Source organism: Metabacillus sp. YM-086 (assembly GCF_048059995.1).
In the GTDB taxonomy this organism is placed as follows: Bacteria; Bacillota; Bacilli; order Bacillales; family Bacillaceae; genus Metabacillus; species Metabacillus litoralis_B.
The window spans coordinates 64,238-82,959 of record NZ_JBLUOI010000003.1 but is presented as its reverse complement, the minus strand read 5'-3'; the positions used below and the strand labels follow the sequence as shown (position 1 = coordinate 82,959).

The window sequence follows — 18,722 nt, the reverse complement described above, 5'->3', positions numbered from 1 at the left end:
CTCCTTTTACATACGAAGACCTTTATTATGTTCTGAAAAATGATCACGTTGATCTTTTTTTAATGCTAAGTATAAAGCAGCTAGCCAACCAAACAAACTCCAGCCTAAGAAGATATTTATAAAATAAATGAGTGTTTTGTTATACTTGTTTTTCTTACTGGCTATGAAACTTGGGATAAAATAAATAGAACCTATTAAAATTAAAGGTAAAATGTTTATGAATTCCAAAAAGTAAACTCTCCCTCATGCAATTAGTTCCTCTTATATAGTGAATAATTAATACCCTTGTCATAATTATGCATTCTGCATACATTAGTATTATAAATAAATGAATTGGAAATAATATAGTTAATTATAACTAAATATAAAAGACATCATACTATTAACCTAGATAAAAACACTCACTTACTATGGAGATAGAAAAACTTTATGAGTATGAGTTTTATGAAGCCCCTTATTATAGGTTTTCATAAACTTTGGTAAATCTTAGTTATTATCTTCCACATTTATAACCACATTTCCTTTTTTGTGACCTTTCTCTACATATCTATGAGCTTCCACAATCTCATCAAACGAATAATATCTGTCAACAAGTACTTTTAATTTCCCCATTTCTACAAGTTCCTTAAGGAAGTTTAATGCTTCTGAAGATTCCGGTGAATTACGGCTCAGCAATAGTTTCTTGTTGGTAGTCATTTTAGTCCATAGCATTTGAGCATTCGGTAGCGGATCAGTGACATTTATGTAGGTACCGTTTTTCTTTAACAATTTAATACAGACTGAAAAAGAGCTCTTGTTTACAGCTTCAAAGATGACATCATATGTTTCGTCTATATTAGCAAAATCCTCTGCGGTATAATCAATGACTTTATCAGCTCCCAAAGATTTTACTAACTCCAAATTACTGGTACTGCATACCCCTGTAACGTTTGCTCCGAGATATTTCGCAATCTGAACTGCATAGCTTCCTACACTACCTGAAGCACCATAGACTAAGACATCATGACCACTCTTTATACCTGCTTTCCTAAGAAAATACAGTGCTGTTCGAGCTCCAATAGGAATAGCAGCAGCTTCTCCAAAGGATATATTGGACGGCTTTATAGCTACAGGTCCATCTTCCTTTAAACATTTGTATTCTGCATAAGCACCAAAATCAGTTAAGGTAGCTGCAAAAACTTGATCTCCTTTCTTAAATTTTTTAACATTTCTACCAATCAATTCAACTTCTCCTGCTAACTCCATTCCTAATATCTCTTTTTTGGGTTGTCTCAAACCAAGCGTTATCCGTGCAGGTAGCCAAAAAGCAGGTGGAACAGTAAAACTCCGTGACCGAATATCTGCAACCGTTACAGTTGTGGCTTTTACTTTCACTAAAATTTCATTATCTTTTGGAATAGGTTTTTTTACCTGTTTCACTTCAAGGACATCTGGGGGACCGTACCTACTATACACAATCGCTTTCATCAACTCACCTCATATTCGTTTTATTCTTTAATAAGATACGATTATTACGAATAATTAGACCATAATCCAATAACTATAACTGTTCTGAACTAAATCTGAAACTTAATACATATCATTCTCTTTAATCCTGGATAAGGTAAAGGGAATATTTATTGGGTAACTACTATAAAAATCATCCATCATCCGATTTTTCTTTTATAATAAAGACAGAAAGGAGAGTATAATGTTATACATACTTTTTGCATTAATTGCATTATGGTTATTGACATCATTTTTTTCTTATTATTTGTTCTATTTTCTAACCTTCTCCGTTTGCTCTATTGGAATCCTCGCGATATTTTTTTGGAAAATTGTCTGGGACGGGATGTATAAACAATATCGTCTAAGGACAGATCCTTCCTATAAGAAGAAAATGGATAGTTATAAAGAAAGAAAGCGAAACGAGAAAGTAAAAAGTCTGCGTAAATTGTCAGCATACCAAAAATGGAAAAGCATAGTAAAAGAAAAGCTCTTTAACGTTTTCTCTTGGGTGCTGGCGGCTTGTATCTTTTTAGGAATCCCGATAGGAGCTTTTGCCATTGGAGGTTCCTTTCTGCTTGATTTTCCAGCCTATCTCTTCGGCAAAACAGAAACTGTGACCGGCTACGTATCACATTATGATGAGGTTTCAGGTCGAAAATCACTTCCATATACTTTAGTTGAAATAAATAATGTGAGCTATGTTTTATCTCATCATGAGACGTTTTCTATAGGAGATAAAGTGAAAATTAACTATTTGCCACACACAAAAATCATTAGGAAATTTAATATATTAGAAGAGCGACAAATTCAATCAGACGTATCGGTTAAACATGCAGATCCAACGGTAATTAACAATCGGGTGACTGGTTCATGGGAGTATACAAATGAGGATGAGTATATGTCATTCCTTTTTTCCGAAACGGGTTTAGCCAATTTGGGAGAAATTAAGGGTGAAGAAGGAATATTTTATTATGGTAGCTGGGAGTATGACGAGAAAGCAAAGCTCATTACATTTAATGTAGACGATGCTGAAAATATTTCCTGGGAGCCGGTAAACCATCCGGATAAAATTAAAATACAGGTTCTTTCGATTGCGGATGATTCATTGGAAATCGAGTATCATCAGCAGAAAATTCGCTTTAGAAAATTATGGTAGATTTAAAGGTTAATAGTGCGTGAGTCAGGTACAATGATTCGAGACGTAATCGGCAGTTCGATAGTTAAAAATATCCATTTCATTTTTATAGAAGTATAAAATTCTTTCTCATTCATCCTAAAACAGCTTTAATGGATACTCATTGAATGAAAGCAAAATGCATAATTATAGGATTGTTTCCATATTCTGAAGGTGAAACGTAAATGTGATTGGAGGTTAATATGAATGGAAGCCTTAGCATTATTACCGATATTATTTATAGGAATTATTTATATAGGAGTTATTGGTTTTACCATTTGGTTTGCCATTAGCCTTATAAAAGCCCAAAAAGAACGGAATGTTGTTCTTAAAGAAATCTCAAACAAACTGGATATTGTTGAAATTAGCAAAAAGGAAGATTAATGCTATAGTTAAAAAATTGAATTCACAAAAACACACCGATTTAATTATCTATTTCGGTGTGTTTTTGTTACAAAATAAATTCCTTACACCTCCCTATCACCCACCACAAAATTGTGTAAACTCTTATAAATGATCATTGGACGATCGAAAATGAACGCAAAACTGGCATTCTTAATTTTTACAAACCATTATTATATTCCCATCTAGGTCTTTAAAGTTGAACCAATGTCCATTCTCGATCTCTGTTGTGATCTGAACATTTTTTTCTTTCAAGTATTCATATGACTTATTTATATCATCCGTTTGCAATTGAAAAGCTGGAACCTTATATCTATTTTCTGGAGCATAAATCTTACTATCTAGTACTATATTTGGTCCATTTAACGGAAGAACATAAATATGTCCAAAGAATATTTCTCCATCTGTAGGCAAATCTAAAATATCACAATACCAATCACGTGCTGCTTCAATATTACTAACCGGAATAAAGACACCACCAATACTGTTTGAAAAGATGTTCATTTTAACCTCCTAATAAATTGCTTTATTATCATTTCAATAATCATAGGCTTTTTTCCTCTACTTAATTTGACCTTTATCATAAATTTCTTATGAATATGCATACGTTGAATTCAATATTTGAACTGCTCCCTACCATTCTTAAATCTTTTACAGGTTGAATTCTTTACCCTATTAACATCACTTCTTCCTCACACAAGTTTCTGCTAAAAATTCAATAATATGGTAAAATGGTAATTAGAAAATGCCTACCAAAAGCTGCTTTTTTGAAAAGGAATGGAAATAAATGAAGAAACTAATAAAGATTTATTATGCTCACACTGCCCTTTTATTGCTTGTTTTTTTGCTCGTCGGTTGTACTGGCGAGGTGAACGAAGTAAATACAGAAGATACGGAGCAAGAGTCTACTTTACAATCAAAGTCAACAAAAAATATAAAAATAAGTGATTCCAACGAAGCATTAACAGAAAACTCAACACACTTTAAGACAGATGATACGGAAAGAAATGAAGAAAATAAAGATTCCACTGTAATGCAAAATGAAAACAATGAATCATATGTAAAAGATGAGGCTGAGAAAAATATATCTGATGGAGAAATCAATGTAAACAAAAATGAAGATCAAAAAATGGAAGAAAACACTACTGACGATCAAACCATCCAAGATACAGCAACAACAGAAGAACAACATCAGGCTATTTCTCTTACCAAAAAATATTTGCGTGAAAGAAACGAATTAATAGAAGATAAAAACAACTTTGTAGAATATGATGGAACAATAAATGATTATATACTTGTAAGATATTCTACCTTAGTATCAGGTCATTCTTCTACTAATGGACGATATGCAGTCGATCTTATTCAGAAAAAAGTCATTGATATAAGCTCAGATACAAAATTTTAACAATTTATTTAATAATTGAAAAAGGCAAAAGTCCATCTTAGGGATTGTGTAGAGATTCAAGAAATGTAAGACCCCTTTTCCCAATGTAGTAAAGGAGTCTCAGAGTTTTAGGAGAAGATAACTTATACCAGTTCATTTTCTCTTACCTTTAGTTGTTAAAAGAATATAATAGATGATAAGCCCAACTGTTAGACCTGGTAATAAAAAAAGAATTGGTAAGATGACGGGCCCCAATAGGACTCCCATTATCTTTAGTTTTGTTGAATAAATTAAACCAATTGTTACAAAAAAGGTACCAAATACGAAGGGAAGATACGAATATGAATTTGTTTCTCCTTCTGCTTCTCTATATGCATCCCACATGGCAAACATATATAAACAAGGATAGAACATAAGCCATTGAAAATTTGTCACATTAATGGCTTTCTGTATTTCTCCTGTAAAGGAATAGATAATCGCTAAGTTAAAGTTAGCGAATACATTTACAAGAAATTCCAAAAGGATAAAGATACTTCCCTTATAGTATCTTCTATTTAAGAACTGACCAAACCCTGGTAATGCAATACTCCATAATAGTGCCTCATGTTTAGTAGGTTTCTTATAATTGCTCACCCATTATCACTCAATTCATCTTTTCTTTACGATCCTCCATTTGAGGTGGCTCTTCCATCCAACCATTTTTAATCATGATCCAACATTGAATTCAAGCTCAGCATGCAAATTAGTCATAATATCCTTGGCTTTTTCGTCATCTGCTTTTTCTATAAAATTCTCTAACATTCGGAATATCATTGTCTTTTCTTTTTATGTAAGCCACAACGTTCCTAATTCAGGTGATGTGATGGATGCTTGTTCTGGTATACACAATCCTCCCTAAGATGATAATGTTAGGTTGCCTAAATTTTGGAAGTTCATTCCTTGTTTTTTCGATTATTCTAAAAAGCTTGTACCTAACATGTCCCCTTAGTGAGATCACAAACAATAATTCCATTAATACCACTAAATAAAAAAACTGGGCCGAGATATCAAGATATTTATACTACACGATTTGTCTAAATAAACATTTACTATACTACACCGAAAGGAGGAATGAATCATGCGAGCTATACCATATGAATGGGTAAAAGCAGACTCAAATTCATGTCATACTAACAAAAATGATTCTTACCAAGAGGTGTTGGATTTAAGTTCTGATAACTTCTTTAAAGACAATGGAGCCGGTACACAAGGTGGTAATCAGGTAAATGAAACAGAACAAGTTTCGTCTGAAAAAATTATAGTTAGAGATTCTTGTGATATAGAGGTTACTTCTACTGATACACAAGTAGCTGCCTCTTTACAGATTGCCATACAAGCAGCGATTGCTCTAGTCGTAAACTTAACAATCGCAGATAATGACCGTGCAGAAAAAGCCACCCAACAATTACTCCAAGAAGCAGATATCAAACAAATAAATAAACAAAATCTTGTTATAGAAAATTCTAAAGATATAAAAGTAAAAACAACAGATACGGATGTTGCAATTTCAATTCAAGCCATGTTGCAAATACTAGTATCATTAGTCGTTAGCCTTGACATTCTTTAAATATAAGAAAAAAGTGTAGGGAATCACTCCCTACACTTTCTCTCTATTACAAACTCAATAAATTGTGACATTGATGATAAAATAACTAATTTTATTTGCATTAAGAGAATTCCTACAAACTTTCTGGTAAGTAATGTTTGTACATCTCTAGTGCATCTGTATGTTCTTCTAAAACAATAAATGTTTTGGGGTGAGGCTTACTATAAATTATAGGATAATCTTTCTCACCAAGTTCTTCATTAACTGTGAAAGCAAGTCTTTCTTCTTCAATTGAAAATTGGGCGTTAACTCCTTCTTTATTCCCACGAGCATCTATCCTAATCCACTTATTTACTGACTTTAAGAAAATAGCATTTAAAGAGTGAATGCAATACCCTTTTTCAGGAGTATCAAACAACATCAACCGTTGATAACAAAACCCTGTAGGTATTCCCTGTGAACGCAATAAAGACGCCAAGAGGTGAGATTTTGCATAGCAAATTCCCTCTTTCAATTGTAATACTTCAGTAGTATAGCACGTAACTCGTTTTGATTGAATATCCCAGGAATGAGAAATTTCATCACGAACATATTCAAAAGCAACTTTTGCTTTTTCAATATCCGACTGATATTCATGAAAAAGCTCACTCACTTTCTCTTTTATTTTTGGATGAGAGTAATTCACTTCATTCATTTCTAGTAAGTAATCATTTATATTTTCAGACTCACAAATCATATTCATTATTATCACTCCTGACCAAATCGAATGTTCATTACAATTATTTATCAAATGTGCTCCAAAACTCTTTAACTCGAATTCTTATTATTTCTATTTTATGTTCTTCATTTAAGTTGGCTTGCCCATCCAAGATGCCAATCTCTGATTTGTCACTTCCTTCTTTTTTGTATTCTAATTCTACTTTGAAGTTATAAATAATCTCTTTAGATTCTGTTTTTTCAAATTCAATGTTTTTCACCTTTAATTTGTAATTATTTTTAATCGGTCCTATCAATAATGTCGTACCGTAATAGGAAACAAATTCTTGAAAGGCAGCATCATCTGCAAAATATTCCTTGTAGAGGTTTTCTTCATATTTAATTTGAGCTTCTATGCTATCCTCGCTGATATTGTTAACTATTCGTATTAATTCATCGTCGGGACCAGTAAGGTTCTTTTTTAATACAGCTTCAATTGCCTGTGTGTTTGTATCTTTGGTTTGCGTTCCTGTCTTCTCAGTACAACCCACTAAAAGAAGCATAGCAAGTAAGGCTGTTCCAAAGAAAACGTACATTTGTTTTTTCAAATAATTGTCCTCCCATAGTAAAGAGCCCCTTATTAAATACCAAATCTATATAAGTAAAAGTTATTTATTCACTTTACTTCCTATCAATATATCTTTTAACTCTTCCACACTTTTTACAATATGTGTCGGGCTAGTCTGTCTTAACTCTTCAAATGACCCATATCCATAAGTAACCCCTATTGAGTCAATTTTAGTATGATTCGCTCCTATCATATCGTGTTTCCTGTCACCAATCATAACAAAATCATTAAGATCGTGTTCATTATATTTTTCTAGTATGTATTGAATAATTTCAGCCTTTGAGGATCTTGTTCCATCTAGGTTACTTCCCACAATAAGTTCAAAGAACTGATCAAGTTTGAAGTACTTTACTATTTGCTCAGCAAAAATAGTAGGCTTAGAAGTTGCAACAACTAAAGTAAAACCTTGTTCACGTAAAGATTTTAATAGTAAGGGGATATTTGGATATAATTCATTTTCAAACATACCCTTCTCTTTAAAACGCTCCCTATAAAACTCTATCGCTTTTAGCGTATCCACTTCATTAAAATTGTAATATTCAGAAAAAGAAACATGTAATGGTGGTCCTATAAAACACTCTAATTTATCTACATCTCCCTCTACAATATTCATTTTATTTAACGCATATTGAACGGATTTAGTTATTCCTACCTTGGGGTCTGAAAGTGTGCCGTCTAAATCAAATAAAATAACCTTATATTTATTCATTTTAACTCCTCTCTTGATTCTCTTAGTAATCTTATGTTACCAAAAAATCACATTCATTGTTACATTAAAAAGCACTGTTCTTAATAATAGAACAGTGCTCTCATTTGCGAAAGACCCCAAATAATAGATAAAATTACTTCCTTGTTTAGATCATTGTCATTGAGTAACAATACTTCGATTCATTCCGCTAAACAGTTTCTAACTTACAAATCCACTTATAATATCCTAGCAAAATAAAGATAAGAATTGGGACTACAAACAAATCATACCATATGTTCCACCAACCTAGATGGAAAAACCCCCAAGGTTCTGGAAGTAAGCTTATTGCTTCGTAAATCATAATCCCCACTGTACAGCCGATCATATAAAAAGATTGCTTAAATAGATTCTTGTTATATGGGTAAAAGCTTAGTAGCAGCACATTAACTGGGGGAATTAAAACAGTATGAGCAAGGAATCCTAACACTTCAATTCCTTTATCAAAATACCAATACCCATGAAATTTAAATTCAATGATTAAGTCAAATAGAACCTGAAATGCTATTGTAAAAGTCCATATACTTACAATTCGGCTCTTGACTGGTATTTTGTGAAATTTTAATGCTACAAAATTAAAGATGATTATTGAAGTAAATAGTAAGATCATCATAATTCCTTTTTTTATATCAGTATGCCCGATCATACATTGATAATTCGTAATTACTTTGCTTCTTGAATAAATTCGAGTTAGTGAAGGAACACATAGTATGATAAAAACTGAAAATAATACCAGTGAGGTACTATTATTAAAATTCTAATTTCTTGTGAATTTTTCCCGACTCTGCATTACTTTGATGGAAGCTCTAATCTAACCAACAATGAAACGACAAGTACGTGTAAAAAACATGAAAGATCTCTAACTGAAAAAGGAGATGAAATGATGAAAGACATCGCTAACACTGTTCATATAGGTGAATTAATAGCCGTCTCTAAGGTTTTCCATCTTAATCCTTTCCAAATGATCACATTACTAGAAAATGATTTAATGGAAGTATTCGAAACTAAAGAAGATTTTTTAGGGAAATACGGAAATAAGGATTCATATGATGAATTAGAAGATTGGTGTGAATTAAATAATGGGAAAATTTTCACGAAACCAAAATAAGAAGTGAATACATTACAATCTAAGGAAGCCAAATTTCTCGATGATCACACCGAGAAGTTTGGCTTTGATTATGTTTAGAACAAATCAGCTTCCACTATTGCCTTCACTACTCTTACTCGTCTCCCCTATTTTCTCCTCGTCCTTTTGTATATCATCTATTTTTTTAATCGTTGTTCCTGGATAATAATGATCGATGATCTCTCTATAAGTGTATCCCTTATCAGCCATTATACTTGCGCCCCATTGACTCATTCCTACACCATGACCAAATCCTCTACCTTTTATCACATAATAACGATCATGTTCTTCAAATGTATCAATTAAGTAGCTTTTAAAGGAGGATCCTCCTATTAGAGGCCTTATTCGATCAATTTCCGTATCTTTGAGTTCAACAACTTCATACAGAATGGTTCCTTCGATTAAACGTCTTAAAAATTCTATTTTGATTGAACCTTTTTTTGCACGATTTGATTCATTTAAATCTGGTAATATATCCAGATTTGAAATGGATAAGATTTTTAAATCCCCTGCAAACCCTTGTTTCTTCAGCCTGTTTTTCATGGGTTCTGCTATAGAAGGATCTTTTTCTTCTAACATATCCCACCAATTCATCTTAGAAGCGTCTATATTTTTCAAAAATAGCTGCTCTTTCTGTAAAGTAAGTGTCCATGGTTGAATAGGATCGTACGGGTCTTTCTTTATTGGAAAATAAGCTTTTGCTGTTTCTCCCCATACATTCTTATTGTTCTCAGTAACACCACCGTTACTTGCCGAATAATAAGCATTGATGGGCTTATTTTCAAATGTAATGATTTCACCTTTTGTTTCTTCAACTGCTTTTGAAGCCCGTTCGAACCACTCATACCCTCCATAGACTTGAAATTGAATGGTATCATCCATTTCCTTGTCCATATGTGTCATAGTGTACGTTCTGGCAGCAAGTGCCTGGGCCTTTAAGGTATCTAGTTTCCACGATGGATATACCTCAAACGGAACAACACCTTTTAAATAATCCTCTATAGGGATTTGATTAATAGGTCTGATGTATTTACCATCTTCAATCATAAATTCCATTGCACCAAGGTATTTTTTATCATTCACTGTTATAATATGGTCTTGGTCATATTGATCTGGTATTAATACTAAGGAATCTTTAAATGTTAGTTTTTCATTTTGATTTGTCAATAAAATAGAACCTTTTTTTGCAGTTACTATGAATTTAGCTCCTTCTCTAAACTCTTCAATACCATTCATTGTTGTATATCTACCTTTAACCTGTATTGTCAGTTCCTCTTTGTCTCCTATGTAATTTTTTAACTTTATCTTTAATAGTTCACTCGCATAGACATTTTCATGATTAGAATATATAAATACAAATAGCAACAGTAAGATTATACGTTTCATAGCTTTTAGTATTCTTATGTTCAGGTAATCGTATTCTGTCTTTATAATTACTTATTAAATCATTCGTCATTTATAGGATATATGTAAATACGAAAAAAGCACGTTTTATGAAAACGCACTTTGAATCCTAAAGAAGCCCAATTAACACTCTAATTGTCCTATTTCAACTAAAAATTAATAAAATTTGAACTAACTTATTTATAACCATTTGTTTATTAATCAGCTCTTTCTTCATCCTCAATCGTTTCTTGAACTTGCTCATTCGCATCTTCCACAGTAGTTTCCACCTTGTTAGCCACTGCTCTAATGGTTTCTTTTTGCTTTAATATATTTTGTTTCAACAAAGATTTTAAGTCTTCCTTTTGTTGCTTCAATTAATAGGCGGAAAAATTTCGCTTAAAGTATATAGTAGGTGCTTAAAAAGCCGAAATAAGCGGATATATTCCGTTTAACTTCTATATTTATAACTAAATCTAAAGATTATGTTCATATAAGCGGAAAAACTCCTTTTATTTTGTGGGGAATGTTGGTATTTTCCAATTTAAACGGAATTTTTACGTTTATGCTTCACTATACAGTACAAGATAAAGTAAAAAAGGCTTGGAGACACAATGTTCCAAGCTTTTTTGCCTATCAAATTATCTGTTAATTCAAGTGCAAATTACCGTCATAAACAGTACTGCTTTTACTAATTTTTCACTTCAAAACCGAACCCGCTATTATGACACATTCGTGTTCTTTAAATATGGAGGTTAGATTGGCAATAGTAAATTAAAAAGTTAAAAAACTTACTCTCGACAATAGTCCACTATTTGATTTGTACATAAATTGTATATATCACAATTTTTATAGGATTTATACCAATGAACGGTTTTTTCAATAGTTTCATGAATGTTCCATTTTGGAGACCAGTTTAATTGATGTTTTGCTTTACTTATATCTAAGCTTAAAAGGTTTGCTTCATGAACATCTGCTTGTTGATTTATTTCCCACGTTCCTTCTCCCCAAATATCCACTAATAAGCTTACAAGATTTTCTACCGAAACATTTCCTTCTTCTCCAGGACCAAAGTTCCAAGCCCCAGAAAAAGCCGGGCCATGTGTAAGAATTTGTGATGTTAATAAAAGATATCCGCTCAATGGTTCTAACACATGTTGCCAAGGACGAATTGATTTTGGTGATCGTATGGAAATCGGTTTCCCTTTTTCTATTGCACGTACACTGTCCGGAACAATTCGATCTTCTGCCCAATCTCCTCCTCCAATCACATTGCCTGCCCTAACTGTTGAGATGATCTTTCCATGTTCACTAAAATTCTTCTCATTGAAATATGAATTTCGATAGGAAGCTACTAATAGTTCGCAGCAAGCTTTACTGGAACTATATGGATCATACCCTCCTACTGGATCAATTTCTCGATACCCCCATACCCATTCTTTATTTTCATAACATTTGTCTGTTGTAATAAAGATACCTATTTTTGTTTCTTCCGTTTTTCTAATCGCCTCAAGAATATTCATTGTCCCCATTACATTTACGTCATACGTTTCCTTAGGATGGCTATACGAATATTTCACTAAAGGTTGCGCCGCTAAATGAAAAACTATTTCTGGCCGATATTGCTGAAAAACATTTTCTATTGCATGTTGATCTCTAATGTCCCCTCTTATATCAGTTATCTTATTTTCAATACCTGATAGAACAAATAAGTCTTGATTTGTTAATGGATCTAAGGAATAACCAATCACTTTAGCACCAAGCATGTTTAACCATATCGTTAGCCATGTACCCTTAAAGCCTGTGTGACCTGTCACAAGAACTGTCCGATCTTTAAATGTGTCCACAAAATTAATGGTCATTGATCAATCCCCCTCCTATTCCATATTCGTTTTGTCTATACCAATTTATTGTGCGAAGAATCCCTTCTTCTAAAGATATGTTAGGTTGCCAACCTAATAGATTTTTAACTTTAGAGATATTGGGTTGTGGTGTCATTCGTTCATTTTCCCTATATTTCAATGCCCCATATTGTGGTTGTAGGTTTGTATTCATATGAGAAAAAATAGTATCAACAAAATATTTAATTGGGTATACTTGACCACTTCCAATATTAAAAATCTCATTCTTAGTTTCTGGGTTTACTACAGCTAGTATAAATGCATCAATTATATTTTGAATATAGCAATAATCCCTTAGTTGATCGCATGGCGTTAACAAAACTTCTTTGTTCTGTAAGATTTGTTGAATAACATAACTAAATAACTTATGAGATTCTTCTGATTCTCCAAACAAATTAAACGGCCTAAATGTAATAATATTTATCCCTAACTGAGTAGTTAACTGATGGGCAATTAAAGTGGCTGATGCTTTTGTACTACCATATACATCTATTGGTTTTAGCATCATTTCCTCATGAATAGCTTCATCAGTTTCACCATACTCTGAACTAGAGCCAAGATTAATAATTTTTTCAAGATTTTTACTGTATTGTGCTGAAAAAATGAGATTGGCAGTTCCTTCTATATTTGTTCGAATAGCATCTAGGTAGTTGTCATTCCTACTGTTAACCCCATATGCAGCGAAATGAAAAATAACATGTGGTTGAAATTGCTTAATAGCATTCTCTATATCAGAATAATTAGATATATCACCTGTAAATTGATAGATTTGAGATAAAGCATTTCTTAATCGCCATGGGTTTGAGGTTTTTCTTGTAAAGACGGCAACCTCACATTCTTTGTAAAGTCTGCTTATAAGGTGAGAACCAATAAAACCATATCCACCTGTTACAAGTATTTTTTTATTGGCAAGTGTGTTTTGAATCATAACTAAGCCCCTTGCAATTTACTTACATGTAGTGGATTTTTTGCAGTATAGTTTGTAGAAGCTGGAGTGTAGAAAGGTTTGAGATCATAAATTCCTGCTATATCTCTTAAATTTTCACTAATATTTATTAAATGATAAATATAAGGTATATAGATATAATTTAAGACTTCTTCAGAAAATAATAACTTCTCAAGTTTCCAAAGATCATAATTTTTTTCATTTATCATGATCATACTTCCAAAGTGATAAGAAACTAATAGATTTCCGTCTATTGTTAATGTACCATTCTCTTTAGAAACAGTATGTTCATTTTTCATAACTAAGTTCCAAGGAGCAACATTAATTCCAACATGATCAATTATTTTGATATTTGAAAAAAGCTTTGGTATTGATTCTAAATATTTCTGATCACCCCAACTATCATACTGAGGATTATATTCGTTCGAACAATGATCAATACACTTCTCTTTCCACCAATCAAGAATCATAAAAGACATATTATCGCGTTTAAATCCAATCAATCCTGCTTGGTACTGTCCATGAATATTCTCTAATTCCTTTGTACCATTTTGTTTACTTAAGAAAATAGAGTAACTTCCCCATTCATTCATTAATTCCATTGGGTTATTAAAGAAATAAATATCACTATCACAATAGATAATGTGGTCTATTTCTTTAACATTATTTAGAACATACTGACATAACGGGGCTTTTAACGTCCAACAATATTCATTTATAGCACGTTCATTTTTCACTTTAAGTAGTCTTTCATCTTCTAACTCTTCTAATCGAATAAGGGAAACATGCTGTAAATTCATATCACTTAATATTTGGTGAGTTGTATTGTCTATTGTTAATATCCACATGTGAAAATTTCGCATTTTTTGATGAATTGACCCATATAATGCCAACCCTTTTATTATATATTCCTTACTGATAATCGCTGTAAAATTCATAAAATGATCCCACTGATCTATTTCGCGACTTAATTTAGAATATTTATAATAAGTTTTTGCATTTGATGGGTCTTCTTTCTGTAATCCCTGTTCTAAAATATTCTTATCAATTTGAGCAATTTTGTTTATACTTTTACGAATCGCTTCTAGATAAGGAACATACACATAATTCATAATCGTGCGGTCTATTTGTAAAGTATTTAATGACCATAAATCAAATTCTGTAAAATTGTAAATGGAAAGACATGCAAAATGAAAGACAATTAATGGATCGTTTTCGATATAAAGTCTATTTTCTTTTGTCGTAAGTTTATAATTATTATTGTAAATTGTATTCCAAGGTGCTGCATCAATCCCTAAATGCGTTGATATTTTAACTCTAGCAAAAAACCTTGTTAGATCATCTAAATACTTTTGATCACCAAATCTATTATTAGAAGATTCTTTAAAGCACCATTCTATACATTTTTCCTTCCACCACTTAAGTGCCTCACGACCATAATGATCGTTTTTAAATCCTACTAGACCAGCTTGAAATTTACCGTATTTTTCCTCAACCCACTCTAAATCTCTTTGAGGACATAAATAAATTGATTTTTCTCCCCACTCCCTGAAAATAGGTTCGGGATTTGAGAAGAAAAACAAATCTCCATCTACATATACAATTGAAGGTAAACTGTAGCTTTCTAGCAAATATTCCATTAGCGGTGCCTTTAAAGTCCAACAATATTCATTCGTTTGTCTGGTTTTTTTCACCTTCTTTAGTCTGTTATCTTCCAAATCTTGCACTTTAACTAAAACCATATTTTCTAGAGATAGTTTATTGAAAATCGAATAGGTCGCCTCATCGATACAACAAACAAATAAATGAAATTCATTAGTAAAATTCTTTATTGATTCATATAAAGCAAGAACTTTAAAAATATACTCTTTCCCAGAAATTACACAAAAGTTATATGGTTTACTTTCTATATTTGGTTCTTCTAACTTCACTTTTGTTTTAGATAACTGATCATACATATTGTCATTTGTATGTTCTAATGTATCCTTCATTTGATGACTAGTTAGAATCATAGGTTCCTCAAGTTCGTCATAACGGTGGAAACTGTTACTTGAAACATCATTACTTACCTTTTCTTCACTTTCGTTGTTCCACCATAACTTGAAATTATTGACTAATTTCCCAATGTAATCACTCATTTTGAATATTTCCCCTCCTTCCTATGACTTCCATATTTCATTAGCTTCAACTAAATCTTTCGGGGTATCAATCGACATCCATAATCCATCATGTTCATAGATTGCTAGCTCTTCATCTTTAATCAGATTCTTTAAAGGATCCTCCTCAAGAACACACTCTGGGTCATCACTTAAATAATGAAAAAAGTCTCGATTACATACGAAGAACCCACCATTAATAATTGAGTTCATCTCAGGTTTTTCCACAAATTTTGTTGCAATCCCATCTTCTACTTCCAGTATTCCGTATTGACTTTGTTTTCTTATTCCTGTAAGAGTCACTGTTTTTCCTTTTTCCTTATGAAACTGAATCAATTTATCAATATTAATATCTGATAATCCATCCCCATAAGTGAGCAAAAAGATATCATCATCAACATATTTCTCAATATTTTTTATTCTAGCGCCAGTCATTGTTTCTAAACCTGTATCTGCAAATGTTATGGACCAATCTTCAATATTAGTAAGTGGAATAGGTTTGTTCTCGTTTAATACTAGCTCTAAATCACTTTCCTTCCACTTGTAATCAATAAAATATTCTTTAATTTTTTCCCCTTGATATCCAAGTGGCAAGATAAATTCATTATTTCCATATTGACTATACAATTTCATAATATGCCAAATAATAGGTTTCTCATTCACTCGTGCCAATGCCTTTGGTATATTTTCTTCCAATCCTCTCATTCTAAGTCCCTTACCACCGCACAAAATAACAACTTTCATTATCATCACCCTTTTCTATCTATTTATTGCATATGCTATTCCGTTTTTTACTTTATTGTATGAGGTACATATACTAAAAGAGAGAAAAACCCTACTAACAAACTAGTAATAGTAGGTGATTGACATACAATATTTATTTGAAAACAGGAAATATTGTCCCCTTTTTAATGTTTATACCTTTCTAATTTACTAAGGGCTAATAGAGTCTTCCCGTTACTTTTGTGTCATTTGTATATCTCGACCTAATGCTTTGAGCAGTTTCTGCTTTAGATATAACAAGAAAATATTTAGCTTTTTCACTTTATATCTTTTTGTACTAATACCTTTAACAAGACTTAACCCTTCTTTAAAACGGTTCGTTTTTATAAGTCTATCAGCATAGTCCAGTTCTAATTTAACCAAATATTCCTTTAGTTCACTTGATGCCACTACCTCTTTACTTTCTATAATGTTTTTTATCGTTTCAATTATTGGATAGGGTTGTGGTGTATAGAGAATTGTGCACATGCTGTTTGGTAGTCCGCGATAGTAAGTAACTTGATTTGTATGACTATATGCAATATGATCATGAATACTTATTCGGAACCACATATCTTGGTCTTCCCCATGGTGATGATTAATCGCAAAAAGACCTACTTTCTCAAACGTTTTCTTTGGAACAATAACTCCAGAAGAGATAACTGGAAGGTCTCTAAGAACACATTTACTATATTGACGTATTAGACCTTCCCATGGGGTTTTGGGGATTGATTCAATTATTGGTGTAATTTTCCGTCCATTTTTTAAGATGATTTGATATGCAGTAGCATATGCTCCAGCTTCAGGATATTTCTCTATTAAACGAAAAATAGTCTCAAGAAATGTTGGTTTCCATTCATCATCCGCATCTAAAAATGCGATTAGGTCCGTTTTTGCTTCCTCAATCCCTCTGTTTCTAGCCGCAGAAGCTCCTGCGTTTTTTTGTTGAATCACTCGAATACGCGGGTCTCCAATTTCCGCAACTTTATTATAGCTATTGTCCGTTGAACCATCATCGATAATCACAATTTCGAATGTTTGAACAGTCTGACTTAAAACAGATTGTACCGCTCTTTTTATATAGTGTTCCTTGTTGTAAAGTGGAATGACTACTGTGACATCGAACATAGTGCTCCCTCCCAATTTTTCATTGCTAATTTTTGAGCATTCGGAAGGGTTAATATTGGTGGAATGTACTTATTGTGCAAAATATTCATTATAGAAGAATACAACTGCTCCTCTTCAAAATGAGTTGAATCAATTGTAAAATCTGGGTTTGCCTGAATCTCATTTGCCCAACCCATGCATTTTGGATGGTAAGATAAGATCACTGTAGGAGTTTCTGTCATATAACCAAAAATACAACTATGAAGTCTCATCCCAACAATCCCTCTACATCTTGAAATTAAGTTTAATACATCAGCTGGATTATGCTGATAAGCTATTCGTGAAACAGGAATCTGTATGTTAAGTCGTTTTATCATCTCGTTGTGAATATCAAAATCTCCAAATACCCGGTGACCGTTAAAATCAATAAAAATTAGTTCTTCAACATCTTCTAATGTTAAACGATTTAAAACATTTAAGATCTTTTCAAATCTTCTTTTTTCAATCTCAGTATTTAAGCCAATATACCTTTCGTAATGACATAATGAAATGGCTAGTCCTCTTCTTTTTGAAGAACTTTTATAAGGGCTATTATCTTGTTGTGAATATGGAAAAAGTGGAGCTAAGTCGAATGTTTTCTCAATATTTAGATCAGGTGCTAAACTTTTAGCTATGTTGAAGCTATCTTCATCACGTACACCAATATAGGAAAGTTTATTTATAAATTTCTTACATGCTAGTTCTGCTCCACTATCTCTAAATGGCCCAAAAGAAACCCCTAATGCAATTGCACAATCTCCTCTACTTAAATCAATTAAGTCTGAGTCGCGGGTCAATTTATCCGTGGAATGAAAGACAGATCCTCCACCAAAAACAATTATATTTGATGTTAAAGCATGGTAATATAATCTGATTAAATTTTCACTCTTAACTTTTTCTCGTTCTACATACAAGGGTAATACAGGTAGTTTCTTTTCAAAATTAGGTATATGAACTGAAGTCGCAAGGATCTCATTAGATTTAAGGAATTGGTTGCATCCCCAAGTTGATGATGCTAATAACACATCATCACCAGTGTTGTACTCACCGTAATATCCAGATAATAGAATTTTCCTCATATTATCTCTCCTATTTTTTAATTTTAATGTACGTAAACAAATATACTAGTGTTCTAGATTTAGAAGAAATTAATGAATCTGTCTTGTTCCGATATATATACAAGTTCATATGTTATTAATG

The 18,722-nt window shown here is 32.3% G+C and carries 21 protein-coding genes; 5 read left to right on the top strand and 16 right to left on the bottom strand.

Annotation, left to right across the window (positions count from 1 at the left end; translation table 11 throughout):
• Window positions 1-6 precede the first annotated feature (6 nt).
• Together ACEWK1_RS02260 and ACEWK1_RS02255 are read right to left on the bottom strand one after the other, a co-directional pair.
• On the bottom strand, window positions 7-228 hold the full coding sequence (locus ACEWK1_RS02260; RefSeq protein WP_257536006.1) for a superinfection immunity protein: 222 nt from the start codon (window positions 226-228) through the stop codon (window positions 7-9).
• 258 nt (window positions 229-486) lie between these two features.
• Window positions 487-1,467, bottom strand: coding sequence for an NAD(P)-dependent alcohol dehydrogenase (locus tag ACEWK1_RS02255; protein WP_416635560.1), 981 nt, complete (start codon window positions 1,465-1,467; stop codon window positions 487-489).
• Window positions 1,468-1,690: 223 nt separating this feature from the next.
• On the opposite strand from ACEWK1_RS02255, the gene ACEWK1_RS02250 reads away from it, so the two are divergent.
• Both ACEWK1_RS02250 and ACEWK1_RS02245 read left to right on the top strand, forming a co-directional pair.
• Entirely contained in the window at window positions 1,691-2,644 is a 954-nt protein-coding gene (locus ACEWK1_RS02250; protein WP_416635558.1) for a hypothetical protein, read from the top strand.
• A 225-nt stretch (window positions 2,645-2,869) separates the two neighbouring features.
• On the top strand, window positions 2,870-3,046 hold the full coding sequence (locus ACEWK1_RS02245; RefSeq protein WP_162987355.1) for a hypothetical protein: 177 nt from the start codon (window positions 2,870-2,872) through the stop codon (window positions 3,044-3,046).
• A gap of 171 nt (window positions 3,047-3,217) precedes the next feature.
• Here ACEWK1_RS02245 and ACEWK1_RS02240 read toward each other — a convergent pair whose 3' ends face one another.
• Complete coding sequence (locus ACEWK1_RS02240; protein ID WP_251394542.1) at window positions 3,218-3,568, bottom strand: VOC family protein; 351 nt, start codon at window positions 3,566-3,568, stop codon at window positions 3,218-3,220.
• Window positions 3,569-3,851: 283 nt separating this feature from the next.
• Between ACEWK1_RS02240 and ACEWK1_RS02235 the strand changes: the two genes are divergently transcribed.
• Window positions 3,852-4,469, top strand: a complete 618-nt coding sequence (locus ACEWK1_RS02235) for a hypothetical protein (protein WP_416635556.1) — start codon at window positions 3,852-3,854, stop codon at window positions 4,467-4,469.
• 132 nt (window positions 4,470-4,601) lie between these two features.
• Here ACEWK1_RS02235 and ACEWK1_RS02230 read toward each other — a convergent pair whose 3' ends face one another.
• Window positions 4,602-5,081 carry a hypothetical protein gene (locus tag ACEWK1_RS02230; RefSeq protein WP_416635554.1) on the bottom strand — a complete coding sequence of 160 codons (480 nt, stop codon included), beginning with the start codon at window positions 5,079-5,081 and terminating at the stop codon, window positions 4,602-4,604.
• Window positions 5,082-5,565: 484 nt separating this feature from the next.
• Here ACEWK1_RS02230 and ACEWK1_RS02225 point away from each other — a divergent pair, with 484 nt between their 5' ends.
• Window positions 5,566-6,054 carry a spore coat protein gene (locus ACEWK1_RS02225; RefSeq protein ID WP_416635552.1) on the top strand — a complete coding sequence of 163 codons (489 nt, stop codon included), beginning with the start codon at window positions 5,566-5,568 and terminating at the stop codon, window positions 6,052-6,054.
• Window positions 6,055-6,166: 112 nt separating this feature from the next.
• On the opposite strand, the gene ACEWK1_RS02220 is transcribed toward ACEWK1_RS02225, so the two are convergent.
• The 4 genes from ACEWK1_RS02220 to ACEWK1_RS02205 all read right to left on the bottom strand — a co-directional run bounded on the left by ACEWK1_RS02220 (window position 6,167) and on the right by ACEWK1_RS02205 (window position 8,712).
• Window positions 6,167-6,775, bottom strand: a complete 609-nt coding sequence (locus ACEWK1_RS02220; RefSeq protein WP_416635550.1) for a transglutaminase-like domain-containing protein — start codon at window positions 6,773-6,775, stop codon at window positions 6,167-6,169.
• 37 nt (window positions 6,776-6,812) lie between these two features.
• A complete protein-coding gene (locus tag ACEWK1_RS02215) occupies window positions 6,813-7,337 on the bottom strand; it encodes a hypothetical protein (RefSeq protein WP_416635548.1) in 525 nt (174 codons plus the stop codon).
• Between the two features lie 60 nt (window positions 7,338-7,397).
• Window positions 7,398-8,066 carry an HAD family hydrolase gene (locus tag ACEWK1_RS02210; protein WP_416635546.1) on the bottom strand — a complete coding sequence of 223 codons (669 nt, stop codon included), beginning with the start codon at window positions 8,064-8,066 and terminating at the stop codon, window positions 7,398-7,400.
• 187 nt (window positions 8,067-8,253) lie between these two features.
• Window positions 8,254-8,712 carry a hypothetical protein gene (locus ACEWK1_RS02205; RefSeq protein ID WP_212138257.1) on the bottom strand — a complete coding sequence of 153 codons (459 nt, stop codon included), beginning with the start codon at window positions 8,710-8,712 and terminating at the stop codon, window positions 8,254-8,256.
• Between the two features lie 273 nt (window positions 8,713-8,985).
• Here ACEWK1_RS02205 and ACEWK1_RS02200 point away from each other — a divergent pair, with 273 nt between their 5' ends.
• Window positions 8,986-9,210: a hypothetical protein gene (locus tag ACEWK1_RS02200; protein WP_121662035.1), complete on the top strand. Its 225-nt coding sequence runs from the start codon at window positions 8,986-8,988 to the stop codon at window positions 9,208-9,210.
• Between the two features lie 84 nt (window positions 9,211-9,294).
• Here the strand turns inward: ACEWK1_RS02200 and ACEWK1_RS02195 are convergent, their stop codons facing one another.
• The 8 genes from ACEWK1_RS02195 to ACEWK1_RS02160 all read right to left on the bottom strand — a co-directional run bounded on the left by ACEWK1_RS02195 (window position 9,295) and on the right by ACEWK1_RS02160 (window position 18,601).
• Complete coding sequence (locus ACEWK1_RS02195) at window positions 9,295-10,614, bottom strand: SpoIID/LytB domain-containing protein (protein ID WP_416635544.1); 1,320 nt, start codon at window positions 10,612-10,614, stop codon at window positions 9,295-9,297.
• A gap of 215 nt (window positions 10,615-10,829) precedes the next feature.
• Window positions 10,830-10,958 (bottom strand): hypothetical protein, encoded by a 129-nt coding sequence (locus tag ACEWK1_RS02190; RefSeq protein WP_257536008.1) that lies wholly within the window; start codon window positions 10,956-10,958, stop codon window positions 10,830-10,832.
• Between the two features lie 444 nt (window positions 10,959-11,402).
• Window positions 11,403-12,473: a CDP-glucose 4,6-dehydratase gene (rfbG, locus tag ACEWK1_RS02185; RefSeq protein ID WP_416635541.1), complete on the bottom strand. Its 1,071-nt coding sequence runs from the start codon at window positions 12,471-12,473 to the stop codon at window positions 11,403-11,405.
• Complete coding sequence (locus ACEWK1_RS02180) at window positions 12,463-13,440, bottom strand: NAD-dependent epimerase/dehydratase family protein (RefSeq protein ID WP_416635539.1); 978 nt, start codon at window positions 13,438-13,440, stop codon at window positions 12,463-12,465. Before ACEWK1_RS02180 ends, rfbG begins: the two co-directional genes overlap by 11 nt.
• 2 nt (window positions 13,441-13,442) lie before the next feature.
• Window positions 13,443-15,596 (bottom strand): glycosyl transferase, encoded by a 2,154-nt coding sequence (locus tag ACEWK1_RS02175; protein WP_416635537.1) that lies wholly within the window; start codon window positions 15,594-15,596, stop codon window positions 13,443-13,445.
• Between the two features lie 21 nt (window positions 15,597-15,617).
• A complete protein-coding gene (locus ACEWK1_RS02170; RefSeq protein ID WP_416635535.1) occupies window positions 15,618-16,358 on the bottom strand; it encodes a sugar phosphate nucleotidyltransferase in 741 nt (246 codons plus the stop codon).
• A gap of 213 nt (window positions 16,359-16,571) precedes the next feature.
• Window positions 16,572-17,504 (bottom strand): glycosyltransferase family 2 protein, encoded by a 933-nt coding sequence (locus tag ACEWK1_RS02165; protein WP_416635533.1) that lies wholly within the window; start codon window positions 17,502-17,504, stop codon window positions 16,572-16,574.
• Window positions 17,486-18,601 carry a polysaccharide pyruvyl transferase family protein gene (locus ACEWK1_RS02160; protein WP_416635531.1) on the bottom strand — a complete coding sequence of 372 codons (1,116 nt, stop codon included), beginning with the start codon at window positions 18,599-18,601 and terminating at the stop codon, window positions 17,486-17,488. The genes ACEWK1_RS02165 and ACEWK1_RS02160 overlap by 19 nt, the downstream gene beginning before the upstream one ends.
• Window positions 18,602-18,722 lie beyond the last annotated feature (121 nt).